General features: G+C 72.6%; 15 protein-coding genes. 1 reads left to right on the forward strand and 14 read right to left on the reverse strand.

From position 1 onward, the window contains the following. Window positions 1-92: 92 nt before the first annotated feature. The 11 genes from ABT053_RS43440 to ABT053_RS09095 all read right to left on the reverse strand — a co-directional run bounded on the left by ABT053_RS43440 (window position 93) and on the right by ABT053_RS09095 (window position 9,298). Window positions 93-197: a DUF6893 family small protein gene (locus ABT053_RS43440; protein ID WP_502991712.1), complete on the reverse strand. Its 105-nt coding sequence runs from the start codon at window positions 195-197 to the stop codon at window positions 93-95. After that, entirely contained in the window at window positions 191-694 is a 504-nt protein-coding gene (locus ABT053_RS09050; RefSeq protein ID WP_350968355.1) for a hydrogenase maturation protease, read from the reverse strand. Before ABT053_RS09050 ends, ABT053_RS43440 begins: the two co-directional genes overlap by 7 nt. Continuing rightward, window positions 691-2,250: a hypothetical protein gene (locus ABT053_RS09055; protein ID WP_350968356.1), complete on the reverse strand. Its 1,560-nt coding sequence runs from the start codon at window positions 2,248-2,250 to the stop codon at window positions 691-693. Before ABT053_RS09055 ends, ABT053_RS09050 begins: the two co-directional genes overlap by 4 nt. Beyond that, window positions 2,247-2,879 (reverse strand): DUF6084 family protein, encoded by a 633-nt coding sequence (locus ABT053_RS09060; RefSeq protein WP_350968357.1) that lies wholly within the window; start codon window positions 2,877-2,879, stop codon window positions 2,247-2,249. The genes ABT053_RS09055 and ABT053_RS09060 overlap by 4 nt, the downstream gene beginning before the upstream one ends. After that, window positions 2,872-3,732 carry a DUF5947 family protein gene (locus tag ABT053_RS09065; RefSeq protein ID WP_350968358.1) on the reverse strand — a complete coding sequence of 287 codons (861 nt, stop codon included), beginning with the start codon at window positions 3,730-3,732 and terminating at the stop codon, window positions 2,872-2,874. The genes ABT053_RS09060 and ABT053_RS09065 overlap by 8 nt, the downstream gene beginning before the upstream one ends. Next, window positions 3,729-4,463: a NifU family protein gene (locus tag ABT053_RS09070; RefSeq protein WP_350968359.1), complete on the reverse strand. Its 735-nt coding sequence runs from the start codon at window positions 4,461-4,463 to the stop codon at window positions 3,729-3,731. The genes ABT053_RS09065 and ABT053_RS09070 overlap by 4 nt, the downstream gene beginning before the upstream one ends. A gap of 39 nt (window positions 4,464-4,502) precedes the next feature. Then, complete coding sequence (locus tag ABT053_RS09075) at window positions 4,503-6,284, reverse strand: nickel-dependent hydrogenase large subunit (RefSeq protein WP_350968360.1); 1,782 nt, start codon at window positions 6,282-6,284, stop codon at window positions 4,503-4,505. A 1-nt stretch (window position 6,285) separates the two neighbouring features. After that, complete coding sequence (locus ABT053_RS09080) at window positions 6,286-7,362, reverse strand: NADH-quinone oxidoreductase subunit B family protein (protein ID WP_350968361.1); 1,077 nt, start codon at window positions 7,360-7,362, stop codon at window positions 6,286-6,288. Between the two features lie 67 nt (window positions 7,363-7,429). Further along, entirely contained in the window at window positions 7,430-8,224 is a 795-nt protein-coding gene (locus tag ABT053_RS09085) for a D-sedoheptulose-7-phosphate isomerase (RefSeq protein WP_350968362.1), read from the reverse strand. Beyond that, entirely contained in the window at window positions 8,208-8,507 is a 300-nt protein-coding gene (locus tag ABT053_RS09090; protein WP_350968363.1) for a HypC/HybG/HupF family hydrogenase formation chaperone, read from the reverse strand. Before ABT053_RS09090 ends, ABT053_RS09085 begins: the two co-directional genes overlap by 17 nt. Next, window positions 8,504-9,298 carry a hypothetical protein gene (locus ABT053_RS09095; RefSeq protein ID WP_350968365.1) on the reverse strand — a complete coding sequence of 265 codons (795 nt, stop codon included), beginning with the start codon at window positions 9,296-9,298 and terminating at the stop codon, window positions 8,504-8,506. Before ABT053_RS09095 ends, ABT053_RS09090 begins: the two co-directional genes overlap by 4 nt. 296 nt (window positions 9,299-9,594) lie before the next feature. Here ABT053_RS09095 and hypF point away from each other — a divergent pair, with 296 nt between their 5' ends. Continuing rightward, on the forward strand, window positions 9,595-12,096 hold the full coding sequence (gene hypF, locus ABT053_RS09100; protein WP_350968366.1) for a carbamoyltransferase HypF: 2,502 nt from the start codon (window positions 9,595-9,597) through the stop codon (window positions 12,094-12,096). A gap of 151 nt (window positions 12,097-12,247) precedes the next feature. On the opposite strand, the gene ABT053_RS09105 is transcribed toward hypF, so the two are convergent. From ABT053_RS09105 to ABT053_RS09115, 3 genes are all read right to left on the reverse strand, one after another. Further along, on the reverse strand, window positions 12,248-12,595 hold the full coding sequence (locus ABT053_RS09105; RefSeq protein WP_350968367.1) for a VOC family protein: 348 nt from the start codon (window positions 12,593-12,595) through the stop codon (window positions 12,248-12,250). A gap of 74 nt (window positions 12,596-12,669) precedes the next feature. Next, window positions 12,670-13,473 (reverse strand): helix-turn-helix domain-containing protein, encoded by an 804-nt coding sequence (locus ABT053_RS09110; protein ID WP_350968368.1) that lies wholly within the window; start codon window positions 13,471-13,473, stop codon window positions 12,670-12,672. A gap of 176 nt (window positions 13,474-13,649) precedes the next feature. Continuing rightward, the gene (locus tag ABT053_RS09115) at window positions 13,650-15,722 is read right to left on the reverse strand and encodes a prolyl oligopeptidase family serine peptidase (protein ID WP_350968369.1); all 2,073 of its coding nucleotides are present in this window, start codon (window positions 15,720-15,722) and stop codon (window positions 13,650-13,652) included. Window positions 15,723-15,732 lie beyond the last annotated feature (10 nt).

Consider the following 15,732-nt stretch of genomic DNA (forward strand, 5'->3'; position numbering starts at 1 on the left):
TCGTTCCGGCGGGCCGTCATCGGAGGTGATCCGTCCGGGAGTGGTCCCTGGTCCGCCGGGGCGCGCGTCCCCGGCTCTCCGGGGTGGGCCCGCTACATGTTCCGCATCCTCAGATAGCGCTTGATGTCGGGGAGCGACTGGTAGACCAGTACGGCCACCCCCGCCAGCACGGCCCCGGCCAGCAGGCGTCTCAGCATGTCCGTTCCTCCTCGTGACCCGCGACGGCGACGGCCGTCGCGACCTGTTGTCCCGCGAGCTCGGTGACCAGGTCCGCCGCGACGCCGACGGCGTCCGCGACCGGCGCGCTGAGCTCCATGCCCGGCGAGGTGTCGGCGGGCTGGCAGCCGACGAGCAGGACGCGGCCGGTCTGGCCGCCGAGCGTGCCCGCCAGCGAGAGCACGCTCTCGGGCGTCATCGCGTGCGCGTCGACGAAGGACCCCGGCGCGGCGCCCGCCGACGGTTCGAGGACGTACAGGGTGCCGGGCGGGCCGTCGCGGGAGACCGCGTCGACCAGGATCGCGGTGTCGTAACCCCCGCCGGTCAGCTCGTACGCCAGGTGGATGCCCCGGATGCCGAAGTCGCGCACCTCGACCCCGCCGGGCAGGTCGGCTCCGGCCAGGTGCCTGACCACCGCGACCCCGAAGCCGTCGTCGCCGAGGAAGACGTTCCCCACCCCGGCCACCAGGATCCTCACGCGCCCACCTCCCCGCCGCCGTCGCCGCCGAGCGGGCGGTCGTGGCGCGGGCCTCCGGCCGATCCCTCGGAGGCCGACCTCTCCGGAGCCGGTTTCCCCGCCGATTCCGGTCCCGGAGCCGATTCCGATGCCGGTTCGTGCCCGGTCGGCCCGTCGGGGGCGGGATCCGGCGAGCCGTCCGTGAGCGGCTCGACCTCGTCGGGGGCGAAGTAGAGGAAGCGGCCGTGCGAGCGGCGCAGGTCGGCACCCGGGTCGTCGTCGAGGGTGACGGCCAGGTGGCAGGCGCCGTCGAGGTCGAGGAGGACGGCCTCGACGCGAGCGGTCCGGCCGGTCAGGAACATGTCGTGGGCGTCGGCGCGCCGCCAGCCGGGCACCAGCCGCACCCTGCTGCCCCTGGATACGGCCACCCCGGCGACCGTCACGCTGTCGGTCTCCGGGGAGACCCCGGTGTCATCGGCCGGATCCCACCAGGGCACGGGTGCCTCCTCCCGGTTCGGCGGGTCTCCGGTCTCCGGGGGGACGGGAGGAGACCGGTCACCGGCCGCCTCCACCGAGCGGATCGCGCCGTGGAGCCGTTCCAGCAGCTCGGGCGGCATGCTGCCGACCATGTCGATGAGCTCGGCCACCCGGGGGTCGGTCTCCCTCGCCTCCAGGGTCTCCTCGTCGGTGAGGGTGAGCGTGCGCAGGTGGAGCATCTCGTCGATCTCCGTGGAGTCGAACAGGGGGCCGGGGCTCTCCGGCGCGACGTCCGGGTGGTCGTAGAGGATGATCGGCGAGGAGAGCACGACGTCCCGGTGGCCGGGCTCGCCCACGAGCACCGGCCAGGTGTGCTCGTTGCGGCAGGTCTGCACGGCGGGCCGCGCCCATTCCGGCGGGTCGAGCAGGGAGACGAAGGCCCCGGCGGTCACCGCGATGATCAGGTGCGCCGAGACCAGCGAGTGCCGCAGTGCCTGCTCGCGCGGCGCGCCCAGCGGTTGCCAGTCGTCGGTGTTCTCCACCCGGGCGCGCAGCTTGACCAGGCCGTACGGTCCGGGCAGCAGCTCGGCGGAGACCCGGAGCGCGGCGCGCAGCGGCAGGTGCTCGGAGACGAGGCGCCCTATCACCTCCCCGGACGGCGCCACGATCGGCTCGACCACGCGGTCCCCGGGGATCCGTACCTCGATCACCCGCTCGGGGGCGCCGAGCAGGCCGGCGACGGGGAGGGTCACCTCCGCCTCCCGCTCGGTCGCCTCGTCGAAGGTGAGGTAGGTCCGGTGGCCGTTCCGCAGCTGCTGGACCGGCCAGTAGCCGTCGTCCTCGGCGCGCTCGACGCCGCGCGTCCTGACGTGCAGGAAACGCAGGTTCAGGTGCGCGACGGCGTACGTGGCCCCTTCCAGGAGGCACTCGGTCACACTGGCCGGATGCTCGGCGGTCGCGGTGAACCCCGGCGGTACGAGCACCCCGAACTGCCAGCGCACCTGGTTCTTGGCCGACGAGGCGCGGTAGGGGTAGAGGAGGTAGCCCTCGTAGAGCACCGCGTCCGCCACCCGTCGCGCGATGTCCATCGGAACGCTCATCGCCGGGTCTCCTTGAGCAGTAGTTCCAGGGTCTCGTCCCAGGTCGCCAGGGCGTGCCCGGACTTGAACCCGCTGAGTTCCCGCAGCGTGTCGCGGCGCAGCCGCAGCCAGCCCGAGTCCGGGAAGTATCGGTCCATCAGCTCCCGCCACACCGCCACCGGCAGCCGGCAGCGGGCCTCGCGGTGCCAGGGCACCTGGCTCACCGAGAAGCCGCCCGGCGCCCTGGCGAACACCGTGCCGCTGAAGAGCATGAGCATCGGGATCTCGCCGTCGTCCAGGGCGGCGAAGTACCGGCCCGCCGAGACCTCCAGGTCGTAGCCGCACGGCACCGGTACGTCGATCTCGGTGTTTCCGGTGAACGCCGGGACCATGACGGAGACGTCGGCGAACCGCAGCGGTCTCAGCGTGTCGCCCCATCGGGCCGGGTCCCCGAACAGGTCGCCGAGCAGCTCCGCCTCGGTGTCCTCGTAGCGCCGCAGCTGGGGTTCCACCCGGATCTGGCAGCGCAGCGCGACGGTGTGCACCCCCTCGGGGGAGGGGTCGGTGACGCGCAGCCGGAAGACCAGCGTCGGGAAGGCCGCGTACGCCTCCGCCCGCACGCCCACACAGCCGAACGCGAGCTCATCCACCGTCGTCACCCCCCGGGCCGGGCGGTACGGTGCGGCTGTCACGGTCCTCGCCGTCCGGGACGGGCGTTACGGCCTGGCTGTCACGGTTCTTGCCGTCTCGGACGGGCGGTGCGGTCTGGTTGTCACGGTCCTCGCCGTCTCGGATGGGCGGTGCGGTCTGGTTGTCACGGCTCTTGCCGTCCGGGGCGGGCGGCTGGCTGCCACGGTCCTCGCCGTCCCGGACGGGCGTTACGGTCCGGCTGCGCTCGCGCAGCCCGGCGAAGAACCCCTCGACGGCCTCCCGCGCCTCCCGGCCGCCGTCGAAGCCCTTCCAGTGCAGCCGGATCAGGCCGACCAGCTCGTAGCAGGCGTCGATCGGGACCAGGTGGCAGGCGAAGCCGCCGTCGGGGCGGCGGTCCACCAGGAGCGCCTCCACGTCGGGCCGGACACCGGCCATCGCCGGGTTGGCCGCCAGAACGCGTTCCCACGTCTCCGGCGGCAGCGGCGACTCGGTGGCCCCGGCCGGGCTCGGGTAGAACGCCACGGTCCGATCCGTCGCGGAGTCGCGGAGGAAGAAGGCCGTGCGGACCGGGATCCGCATCTCGTCCCAGTCGGCCGCGTCCAGCAGGAAACGCGGGTCGTGCAGGTAGCGTCGCGGGACGGCCCGGTAGCGTGCCCGGTCTGACGTGTCGCCGGTGAACAGCAGGTGGCAGGCCCGGCAGGCGCACAGCAGCCGCCGTCTCTCGACGTTCACGACGTGGCCGTGGTCCTCGCCCGCGGGGGCCGCGCACACCTCGCAGAGCGTCACCCGCGACTCGCCGGACCGGCCCGCCCGGGGCGGCTCGCGGAACCTGCGCAACCCGGTGGCCCTCACGACACCCGCTCCTGCTCCCGCGCGGGCCCCGATCCCGGTCCCGAAACCGGAGCCGGAGCCGGAGCCGGGTTCGATCCCGAGACCGAGACCGGAGCCGTGGCCGATCCCGCAGCCGATCCTGCGGCCGGTCCCGAGGCCAATCCCGCGCCCGGAACCGGTGTCTGTCCGGGCACCGGGCACGGGCCGGGCGGGCGGCGCTGGATCTGCAGCACCCCCGGCCGCCCGCCGCTCACCCCCTCGACCCCTTCGACCCCCTCGACCTCCACGCCCGACACCTCGGGCGCCGCCTGGGCGATGGCCCGTTCGATGGCGTCGGTCACGGTGAGCGCCGAGGACGGGCAGCCGTGGCAGGCCCCCTCCAGGCGGAGCCGCACGATCCCGTCCTCGCCCACCCCGAGCAGCTCCACGCCGCCCTCGTGCGACCCCAGGTGGGGGCGTACGGCGTCCAGCGCGTCGCGGACGCGTTCGGCCGTGGTCAGCGGGTGCAGGTCGTGCAGGACCAGCAGCCCGGACACGAGCGGGTCACCGGCCATGCGGCCCAGCACCTCGGCGGCCTCGGCCTCGACGACGATCTCGATGACGCGCTCCAGACCGGCGCCGTACAGATCGAGGAGGGCCCGTACGAGGTCCTCGGCCTTGGCGCGCGTCACGGCGTCGCTCAGCGCGCCGAGGTCGGCGATCAGCGCCTCGACGCGATCGCCCGTCGCCCGGACGTCATGGGCTTGCGGCATCTGCCCGGGTCCCCCTTCCGGTGCCGGGAAACGGTCGGCTCACGTGGTGCCGAAGGCGTGGGGGGTGTGCACCCTGCGCAGCTCCTCGCCACCGCCGAGGTACATGTGCACCCCGCACGGCAGGCACGGGTCGAAGCTCCGCACGGCGCGCATGATGTCGATGCCCTTGAAGTCCGCGGGCGGGTTCTCCTCGAAGATGGGCGTGTTCTGCACCGCGTCCTCGTACGGCCCCGGGGTGCCGTGCACGTCGCGGACGCTGGCGTTCCAGGGCGTCGGCGGGTACGGGTGGTAGTTGGCGATCTTCCCGTTCCTGATCACCATGTGGTGGGAGAGCACGCCCCGCACGGCCTCGGTGAAGCCGCAGCCGATCGCCTCGTCGGGGACCGTGAACGGCTCCCAGGTCTGGGTGCGGCCCGCCCGGACCTCGGCCAGGCCCCGCTCGACGAAGTAGAGCGCGCACGCCGCCGCGTAGGCCTGGAAGTAGGTGCGGGCCCGGTTGCGCTCCAGGGCGTTGGACAGCGGCTGCCCCTTGAACTCGGGAATCTTCCACTCGAACGTCTTCTCCGGCCTCAGCGCCGTCTTCGGCAGGTTGATCCGCACGCTGTGGCCGGTGGACTCGACGTAGCCGATGTCGACCCTGCCGGACAGCGCCGTCGACCAGAGCCTGGCGATGGGCCCGCCGCCGGTGTCGAGCGCGAGCGCGTCCTCCCCGTCGAACCAGCGGGGCGACATGACCCAGCTGTACCTGCCGCCGAAGTCGCGTTTCTGCGGGTGCGGGATGGTGTGCTGGTTCCACGGGTGCCGGATGTCGACCGGGTTGCCCAGCGGATCGTGGGTGACGAACGGCTCCTGGTCCTGCCAGTCGTCGTAGTAGGAGCTGCCCAGCAGGATCCGGATGCCGAGGTTGATGTCGACCAGGTCGTCGGTGACCAGCCCGCCGTCGACGATCACGCCCGGCGTGACGAACATCTCCCGGCCCCAGGCGCTCATGTTCCGGTAGGTGAAGTCGCAGTGCTCGGGGTCCTGGAAGCTCCCCCAGCAGCCGAGCAGCACCCGCCTGCGGCCGACCTCCTCGTAGCCGGGCAGCGCCTGGTAGAAGAAGTCGAACAGGTCGTCGTGCATGGGCACGACCCGCTTCATGAACTCGACGTAGCGCATCAGCCGGGTCAGGTAGTCGGTGAACAGCTGCACCGTCGCGACCGTGCCCACCCCGCCCGGGTAGAGCGTCGAGGGGTGGACGTGCCTGCCCTCCATCAGGCAGAACATCTCGCGGGTGAGGCGGCTCACCGCCAGCGCCTCGCGGTAGAACTCGCCCTCCAGCGGGTTCAGCGAGCGCATGATGTCGGCGATGGTCCGGTAGCCGTGGTCGCCCGCGTGCGGCGCCTCGGTGCGCTCGGCCATCGCCAGCACCCCGGGGTTGGTCTCGCGGACCATCTTCTCGCAGTAGTCGACCCCCACCAGGTTCTCCTGGTAGAGGTTGTGGTCGAACATGTACTCGGCGGCCTCGCCGAGGTTGAGGATCCACTCGCCCAGGGCCGGGGGCCGCACCCCGTACGCCATGTTCTGCGCGTAGACCGAGCAGGTCGCGTGGTTGTCGCCGCAGATCCCGCAGATGCGGCTGGTGATGAAGTGGGCGTCGCGCGGGTCCTTGCCCTTCATGAAGACGCTGTAGCCGCGGAAGATCGACGAGGTGCTGTAGCACTCGGCGACCTGCCGGTTCTTGAAGTCGATCTTGCAGTAGAGGCCGAGGCTCCCGACGATCCTGGTGATGGGGTCCCAGGCCATCTCCACGAGGTCGGGGTTGTGCTCCGAGGTCGTCATGTCAGCTCCAGGGCGCCTTGTAGCCGGTCAGCAGCTCGCGCCCCTTGTGGCGCCACTTCGGTTCCTTGTCGACGGTCCGCAGGGTGATGCCGCGCAGCGCGCGGACGACGGTCCCGTACGCGCCGCTCACCGCCGAGGAGACGTGGGCGCCGGGCGGCTCGTCCATGAAGGGCATGAACTTGTCGGGGAAGCCCGGCATCGTGCAGGCGATGCAGATGCCGCCGACGTTCGGGCAGCCGCCGATGCCGTTCATCCAGCCGCGCTTGGGGACGTTGCACCGGACGACCGGCCCCCAGCAGCCGATCTTGACCAGGCACTTCGGGGAGCCGTACTCGGTGGCGAACTGGCCCTGCTCGTAGTAGCCCGCCCGGTCGCACCCCTCGTGCACGGTCTGGGTGAACAGCCACGTCGGGCGCAGCTCCTCGTCCAGCGGGATCATCGGCGCCTGCCCGGCGACCTGGTAGAGCAGGTAGAGGAGCGTCTCGGAGAGGTTGTCCGGCTGCACCGGGCAGCCCGGCACGTTGACGATCGGCAGCCCCGCCTTGGACCTCCAGTCCCGGCCCAGATAGTCGGCGACGCCCATGGCCCCGGTCGGGTTCCCCGCCATCGCGTGGATGCCCCCGTACGCCGAGCAGGTGCCCGCGCACACGATCGCGGTCGCCTTGGGCGCGAGCAGGTCCAGCCACTCGCTGGTCGTCATGGGCTGTCCGGTCTCGGGGTTGTTGCCGAACCCGGACCAGTAGCCCTCCTGCTTGATCCTCTCGTTCGGGATCGAGCCCTCGACGACCAGCACGAACGGGTCCAGCTCGCCGCGCTTGGCCTTGAAGAACCACTCGATGAAGACGTCCCCGCCCTGCATCGGCCCGGACTCGAAGTCGATCAGCGGCCAGTGCACGGCCACCTTGGGAAGCCCGGGGAGCGCGCCGAGCACGATGTCCTCGATGCTCGGCTGGGTCGCCGCGGTGAGCGCGACGGAGTCGCCGTCGCAGCTCAGCCCGGCGTTGATCCACAGTATGTGGACGACGGGTTCCTCCCGCTCCCGGGATCCGCCGCTCGCTGCGTCCGTCGGCGCTGTCATGACGCCTCCCACTCCTCGTGGATGTCTGCGGAACGTGAAGGGGGAGGACCTGCGCGGATGCCCTCCCTCACCCGGGGCTGTGCGCCCGCGGTGTCGGCGCCGGTCCGAGCGCGTGCCGGGTGAGTTCCCGGAGGACGTGGTAGAGGGTGGTCTGCGCCTCCTGGATCCGGTGGACCGAGGAGGAGGGGACGACGAACAGGTGGTGCAGGACGCCCCGCTCGGACAGCTCGGCCAGCCTGCCGCCCCCGCCCCCGGCCAGCCCGACGGTGAGCATGCCCCGCCGGGCCGCCTCCTCGAACGCCCGGACGACGTTGGCCGACCCGCCGCTCGTGGACAGGCCGACGGCGATGTCCCCCGGACGGCCCAGCGCCGCGAGCTGCCTGGCGAAGACCACCTCGAAGCCGACGTCGTTGGAGAGCGCGGTGACCACGGCGACGTCGCCGGTCAGGCAGAGGGCGGGCAGGGCAGGGCCGTCGCATGGTTGCAGGAAGGCGGTGGCCATCTCCTGGGCGTCGGTGCTGCTCCCGCCGTTGCCGAAGCTGAACAGCCGCCCGCCCGCGGCGAACCGCGCGGCCATCTCCTCGGCGCAGGCCGCCACCTCCGCCGCGGACTCGGTGCCGATCCGCCCGCGCAGCCGTACGATCTCGCCGGTCTTCTCCTTAGCCGATCGGACGGCCTCGGCCTCCACCTCCGCCTCCGCCGTCCCGGGCGCGGCCCGGCCGGTAGTCCGGCCGGTGGTCCGGTCGGTGGTCCGGTCGGTGGTCTGGCCGGTGCCCTGGTCTGTGTACTCGTCGTGGTCGTCGTACAGGAAGGGGTACAGGCCGCGCACGGCCTCGGCGGGTGTTCTATCGAGCCTGCTCATCGCCGTCCTTCCTGCTGTCGTTGTCGCTGTTGCTGTCGGCGTCGGCGTCGCTGTCGTCTTCGTTGTCGCTCCGGTGCGCGATCACGGCGATGGCCTCCCTGGCGTGGACGAGGACGGTGTCGCCCACCGCCGGGTCGACCAGCGCCACGCTCACCTCTTCGAGGACCCCGCCCGCGTCGACGATCGCCAGCTCGCCCTCCAGCAGCCTGACCACGCTCATCGGCAGCGCCTGGTCGGAGCAGGTGACGCAGACACCGCCGGTGCAGTCCTCGGGGCCGTTCACCGGTCCACCCCTCTCCCGGCCGGGCCGAGCCGGTCGAGGAAGACGTGGACCAGCTCCCACAGCAGGTGGTAGGCGGTGACGTGGACCTCCTTGACCACGGCGGGATCGTCGGACGCGGCGACCAGGACGTGATCGGCGGGGAGGCGACCGGCGTAGGTGTGGTCGACCGAGGCGTGGCTGGCCGAGGTGCGGTCGGCCGAGGTGTGGCCGGTCAAGGTATGGCCGACCGAGGCACGGCCGGTCAGGGCGATGGTCAGCAGGCCCAGTTCTCCGGCGGCCTCCAGCCCTCGCAGGACGCTCGGGCACCGGCCGTCACGGGAGATCCCCAGGGCCGTGTCGGCGGCGTCCGCCCAGTGACGCACCTGGTGGGCGAAGACCTCGGCACCGCCCTTCGGAGAACCCTCGCCCTCCGGAGAGCGCCCGTTTTCCCGGGAGCCCTCGCCTTCCTGGAAGGCCGCGCCTCTCAGGAGGTCCCCGTCTCCCTGGAAGCCGCGGTCTTTCCGGAGGTTCCCACCTCCCGGGGAACTCCTGCCTCCCTGGAAGCCCTCGCCTTCACGGAAGGTCTCGTCGTCCCCGTTCCCGCCGCCCGTCTCGTCGTCCGGCCGGCCCGCAGTCGGGGCGCCGTTGCTCAGCGCCACCGCCGGGAGTGCCCTCTTGCCCACGATGACCGGGTGCATGAACTCGACCGCGATGTGCGCGGCGTCCGTGCCCGCGCCGCCGAACACGATCAGCTTGCCGCCGAGGCGGAACCCGGTGGCCATGGCCCGGGCGGCACGCGCGATGCCTTCCACGTCACCCGCGAGGGCGCGTCCGGCGTGGTCCCGCCGTGCGAAGGCCGCGATGACCGCCGCCTCCGTGACCGGTATGACGGCCGGTGGCGGAAGAGGCGTTGTTCGCGTACTCGGTGTGCCAGGCATGTCGACGCTCCGTATTTTTCACGGTAGCCGCCACATTACGATTGGCCGTTTCAGGCCCGACACCCCCGGCTCGACAACCAACGGCAAAGCTCTGATCATTGACGTAACCTTCCCGTCCAGATCATGCGTGCCCCCGGGGCGTTCCCGCCGGTCGCGGGAAGGATGGCGGGATGGGCACGGGACGCGCACGGGCACGGGTCCGGGTCAGGATCAGGGTCGAGGGAATCGTGCAGGGAGTGGGATTCCGCCCCCACGTCCACTCCCTGGCGCGGGACCTGGGGCTGTCCGGGTGGGTGGGCAACGACGACCGGGGCGTGTTCATCGAGGCCGAGGGGGAGCCCGGCGACGTCGCGCGCTTCCAGAAGGACCTGCGGGACCAGGCCCCGCCGCTGGCGGCGATCCACCGGGTGACGGCCACCGCGATACCGGCGTGCGGGGACCGGGGGTTCCGCATCGAGGCCAGCCGGGGAGGGGCCCGGCGCTTCACCTTCGTCTCACCAGATGTCGCGACATGTGATGACTGCCTGGCCGAACTGTTCGACCCCGCCGACCGGCGCCACCGCCACCCCTTCGTCACCTGCACCGGCTGCGGGCCGAGGTTCACCATCATCCGGGACGTCCCCTACGACCGGCCCGCCACCACGATGGCCGGGTTCGCCATGTGCGGGGAGTGCGAGAGGGAGTATCTCGACCCGTCGGACCGCAGGTTCCACGCCCAGCCGATCTGCTGCCCGGCCTGCGGCCCGGTCCTCCGCCTCCTGGACGGCGGCCTTCGCGGCGAGGGCCCGCCCGCTCACGGCCCGGCCGCCGCCCGTCCCGGCGCCGGCCCCACCCTTAGCACCCGGGACGGCGACGGCTCGCACGCCCACCACCCCGACCTCCGTACCAGGGACGGCTCGCATCTCCATGGCCCCGGTCCTCGCGCCCGGGACGGCGACGGCTCGTACGCCGCCCGTCCCGGTGCCGGTCCGGCCGGCGGCGGCGATCCGATCGCGGCCGCGGTGGAGGTGTTGCGGGCGGGCGGGGTCCTGGCCGTCAAGGGGCTCGGCGGGTATCACCTGGCGGTCGACGCCACCGACGAGGAGGCCGTCCGGACCCTCCGCTCCCGCAAGCACCGCGAGGACAGGCCGTTCGCGGTGATGGTCCCCGACCTGAGCGCCGCGCGGGCGCTGTGCGAGCTGGACGCCGAGGGCGAGCGGCTGCTCACCGGCCCCCAGCGCCCGATCGTGCTGCTGCCCCGCCGCCCCGGAGCCGCGGTGGCCGGAGCCGTCGCGCCGGGCGACCGCCGCCTCGGCCTCATGCTGCCGTACACCCCGATCCACCACCTGCTCGCCGCCGAACTCGCCCGCCCGTACGTGCTCACCAGCGGGAACCTCTCCGACGAGCCCATCGCCCACCGCGACGCCGACGCGCTCTCCCGGCTCGCCGGGGTCGCGGACGCCTTCCTCACCCACGACCGGCCGATCCACGTCCGCGCCGACGACTCCGTGCTCCTCGTCACGCGGGGGAGGACGGTGCCGCTGCGCAGATCCCGGGGGTACGCCCCGGAGCCCCTGCCGCTCTCACCGCCCGCCCGGCGGGCCGTGCTCGCCTGCGGCGCCGAGCTGAAGAGCACGTTCTGCCTCGCGAGGAGGGGGTACGCCTTCGTCTCCCACCACATCGGCGACCTGGAGAACTACGAGACGCTGCGCTCCTTCACCGAGGGGATCGAGCACCTCGGGCGCCTGCTCGGCATCACCCCGGCGCTGGTCGCCCATGACCTCCACCCCGAGTACCTGTCCACCAAGTACGCCCTCGACCTGGAGGCGCCGGGATCGGTGGAGCTGACCGGGGTCCAGCACCACCACGCGCACATCGCCTCCTGCCTGGCCGACAACCGCGAGACCGGCCCGGTCATCGGGGTGGCCTTCGACGGCCTCGGCTACGGCACCGACGGCACCATCTGGGGCGGCGAGTTCCTGGTGGCCGACCTCGTCGGATTCACCCGCGCCGGGCGCCTCGCGCCGGTGCCGATGCCCGGTGGCACCGCGGCGATCAGGCAGCCCTGGCGGATGGCGGCCGCGCACCTGCGCGCGGCGTACGGTGACACGCTCCCCCCGAACCTGCCGGTCAGGGCCCGCCACGGCTCGCGCTGGGACGAGGTGGTCGCGGTGGCCGAGACCGGGACGAACTCCCCCCTCACCTCCAGCGCCGGGCGCCTGTTCGACGCGGTAGCGGCGATCCTCGGCCTCCGCGACACCGTCACGTACGAGGGACAGGCCGCGATCGCCCTGGAACAGTGCGCCGACCCCGCGGAGCGGGGCGCCTACCCGGCCGGGATCGTCGACGAGGGGCCACTCGTGACGATCCGGTCCGCCGACCTCGTCCGGGCGGTCGTCGAGGACACGCGCGCCGGGGCGGTTCCGGCGCTCGTCTCGGCCCGCTTCCACAACGGGCTCGCCGCCGCCACCGCCCGGGTGTGCGCGCGGCTCCGCGAGGACACCGGCCTTGGCACGGTCGCCCTGTCGGGCGGGGTCTTCCAGAACCGGCTGCTGCTGGAGGGCCTCGTCGCCGCCCTCCGGCTCCGGGGCCTCCGGGTCCTGACCCACCGGGCCGTCCCCCCGAACGACGGCGGCATCAGCTTCGGCCAGGCCGCCGTCGCCGCGGCCCGCGACACCCTCGGTCCCCCTTAGACCGGCACATCCCCTCAGATCAACACAAAGCCACCGTCCCGGAACCCCCGTCCCGGAACCGCCGCTCCAGGACCCGTCATGCCGGAACCGTCGCTCCGGAGCCACCCCTCCGGGACCGCTGTGTTGGAACCGGCACGCGAGGATCGCCGGGTCAGGGCTGGTACGTGCCGAAGTACCAGTCGTTGCCCTCCGGGTCCTTGCAGGCGTATTCCCGCGAGCCGTAGTCCTTGTCGGCCGGCTCACTGGTGATCTCCGCCCCGGCCGCGACGGCTCTGGCGTGGTGGGCGTCGGTATCGTCCACGACGACGTAGATCCCCGGCCCGCCCGGCTCGCCCATGCCGGTCATGATCATTCCGGTGCCGACGATCAGCTCTCCGTGACGGACGCCCCCGCCCGGGTCCGTGACGAGTTCGTGAACCTCGAAGCCGAACGCCTCGACCAGCCAGTCGACGGCCTTGCCCGCGTCGCGGTAGAAGACCAGTGGATACACCGTTCGCATGTTCGCTCCTCCTGTGTGGTGACCACCACGGTGTCACCGGCGGGAGCGGCCGGGCTTGGACAAATCTGACCCGGTCACCCGAGGGCGAGCGAAGGCGGCACCAGCTCGCGGGGAGTGGCCCCGGCCATGGCCCTGAAATCGCGGTTCATGTGGGCCTGGTCGTAGTAACCGCAGGTGGCGGCGGTGTCGGCCAGGGACATGCCGGACCTCAGGCGGCCGGTGGCGTGCTCGAAGCGCAACACCCTGGCCGCGACCTTCGGCGCCAGCCCGATCTGGTCGTGGAAGCGGGAGACCAGGTGCCGGTGGCTCCACCCCAGCTCGGCGGCGATCGAGGCCACGGACACCGTGCCGTGGGTGGAGACCAGGCGGCTCCACGCCCAGGCGACGCGGCGGTCCGCCCCCGGCGCCTCGCCGATGCGCCCGCTGAGCGCCTCGTCCAGCAGGGCGATCCTGGCGGCCCTGCCGGGGGCCTCCGCCATCCGCTCGGCCGTGGTCGTGGCCCAGCCCCCGAGCACCTCCTCCAGCGAGACCATCCGGTTGGTCAGCTCCCGCAGGGGCATCCCGAGCAGCCGTCTCGCCCCGAGCGGCGTGAGGTTGACCTGCACCCCCTCGGCGACCCCGGCCGTGGTGGTGTCGACGTAGGTGTCGTGCAGGCCACCGGCGAACGAGGCCAGCCGCCGGACCCCCGCGGGGCCGCTCAGCGTGAGCGGCTCGCCGAACCCGAAGATCATGACGACCCCGGCGAACGGCGACTGCCGCCGGGGCGTGGGAGCGGCGCGACGCTCGGTGTAGGCCGACAGATGCGTGACGTACGGACGCAGGAAGGCCCCCGCCTCGCTCTCCGTGAAGGTCAGGCCCTCGGCCGCCGCGTCGTCCACGCCCCGACCCTAGCCGCCGCCACCGACACTTCACCGACCGGCCGCGAGGTCCACCCGTCCGTACGGCCATCGCTCCCTTCTCCGAGCCTGCGCGTCGCGCTCGCAGGCCCGGAAGGATCACACGATGGCCGTCCCCGTCTCACAACGCCGGCCCGCCACCGGGAAAGCCGTACGCCCTAGGAGGTGAGACCCGTGTGGTAGGCGAGGAAGGTGAGCTGGTCGGAGGCGAGCTCGACGGTCTTGCTCACCGCGCGGGCCCCGTGACCGGCCTCCGCCTCGTTGCGGAGCAGGATCGGCCGCTCCGAGGCCTGGGCGTGCTGCAGGGCCGCGCACATCTTCCAGGCGTGCAGCGGGTGCACCCGGGTGTCGGACTGGAAGACGGTGAACAGCGTCGCCGGGTAGGAGACGCCCTCCCGCACGTGGTGGTAAGGGGAGTAGGCGTGCAGCCAGGCGAACTCGTCGGGCTTCTCGGCGGAGCCGTATTCGACGTTCCACGTCGCGCCCAGGCCGAACAGCTCGTAGCGGACCATGTCGAGCAGCGGCGCCGAGCAGACCACCGCGGCGTACAGCTCGGGGCGCTGGGTCAGGGCCGCGCCGACCAGCAGGCCGCCGTTGGAGCCGCCGGAGATGGCCAGCTGCGAGGACGTGGTCACACCGGTGGCGATCAGGTGCTCGGCCGCCGCGTGCAGGTCGTCGAAGACGTTCTGCTTGTGGGAGAGCATCCCGGCCCGGTGCCACTCCTCGCCCTGCTCGCCGCCGCCGCGCAGCTGGGCGATGGCGTACGTGCCGCCCGCCTCGACCCAGCTCAGGACGGACGCCGAGTAGCCGGGGGTCATCGAGATGCCGAAGCCGCCGTAGCCGTACAGGACGGTGGGGCGCGGGCCCTCGGCGCCGGGGAGGGAGATCACCAGCATGTGGACCTCGCTGCCGTCGGCCGAGCGGTAGGTCACCTGCTCGGTGTCGACGGCCGGCACCTCGATGGCCCCGGGGGAGGCCGCCCAGAGCGTCGTCTCGCCGGTGAGGGCGTCGTAACGCTGGATGCTCGGCGGCCTGGTGTTGTCGGTGTAGCCGAACCAGGCCTCGTGACCGCCCTCGGGACGCTCGCTGATGCCGCCGATGGTGCCTAGCCCCGGGGTCGGCACCTCGCCGACGCGCTCGCCGCCGGCCAGGTCGTGGACCGAGATCTCGCTGATCGCGTGGCGGGTCCAGCCGACGAGCATGATCGGCCGGTCGAGACCGTCGAGGATCGCGAAGTCCGTCAGCACGGCCTCGGGGTCCTGCGGGATCAGGTCGCGCCAGTTCTCGAACCGCGGGTCGGACGGGTCGGTCACGCAGACGCGGGCCCGCGGGGCGTCCCGGTCGGTGAAGACGTACAGGCGGCCGTCGCGGCCGAAGTGCAGGGCGCTCTGGGCGTCGACGCCCTCCTGGACGACGACCAGGTCGGGCGAGGAGTGGGAGGACGCCTGGAGGTCGGCCACCCACAGGTCGTTGCGCGGCGCCGTACCCCTGGAGGCGGAGATCTGCAGCCAGCGGCCGTCGAGGGAGACCGCCACCCCGTAGTAGTTGGTCTTCTCCAGGCCCTCACCGAAGATCAGGACGTCCTCCTCGGTGGAGGTGCCGACCTTGTGCAGGTAGACCCGGCGGTGGTACTGCTCCTCGCCTTCGGGCACCTCGGTGGCGGGCAGCCTGCGCACGTAGTAGAAGGCCTCGCCGCCGGGCAGCCACGCCACGGGGGAGTAGCGGCAGCGGTCGATCGGCCCCTCGATCCGGTCGCCGTACGCGACGTCCATCAGGTAGAGGCTCGACTCCTCGTCGCCGCCCACCGAGACCTGGTAGGCGAGCAGGCGGCCCTCCTTGTCGGGCTGCCAGGAGTCGAGGGTGGTCAGCCCGGTCGGGTCGAGCGTCATCGGGTCGAGCAGCGCCCGCTCGGCGCCGCCGGGATCGACGGTGTAGAGGACGGCGTGCTCCTGCCCGGGGGTGCGCCGCATGAAGAACCGCCGCTCCCCGCGCCACGTCGGCGCGCCGATCGACCCCGAACCGAGCAGCTCCGCGATCCGGGCCTTGAAGGCCTCACGCCCCGGAAGGGCGTCCAAACCGGTCTCCAGCAGCCTCTCCTGTCCCACCAGCCAGTCCTTCGTCGCCGGGTCGTCCGGGTCCTCAAGCCATCGGTAGGGGTCGGGAACAGGCACACCGTGGAGCTCCTCGACGAGCTCGAGACGGCTGGCTGGAGGGTACGGCTGTCGCGTCATGGCAGGAACC

This window comes from Streptosporangium sp. NPDC002524 (genome assembly GCF_040295985.1).
Lineage (GTDB): Bacteria > Actinomycetota > Actinomycetes > Streptosporangiales > Streptosporangiaceae > Streptosporangium.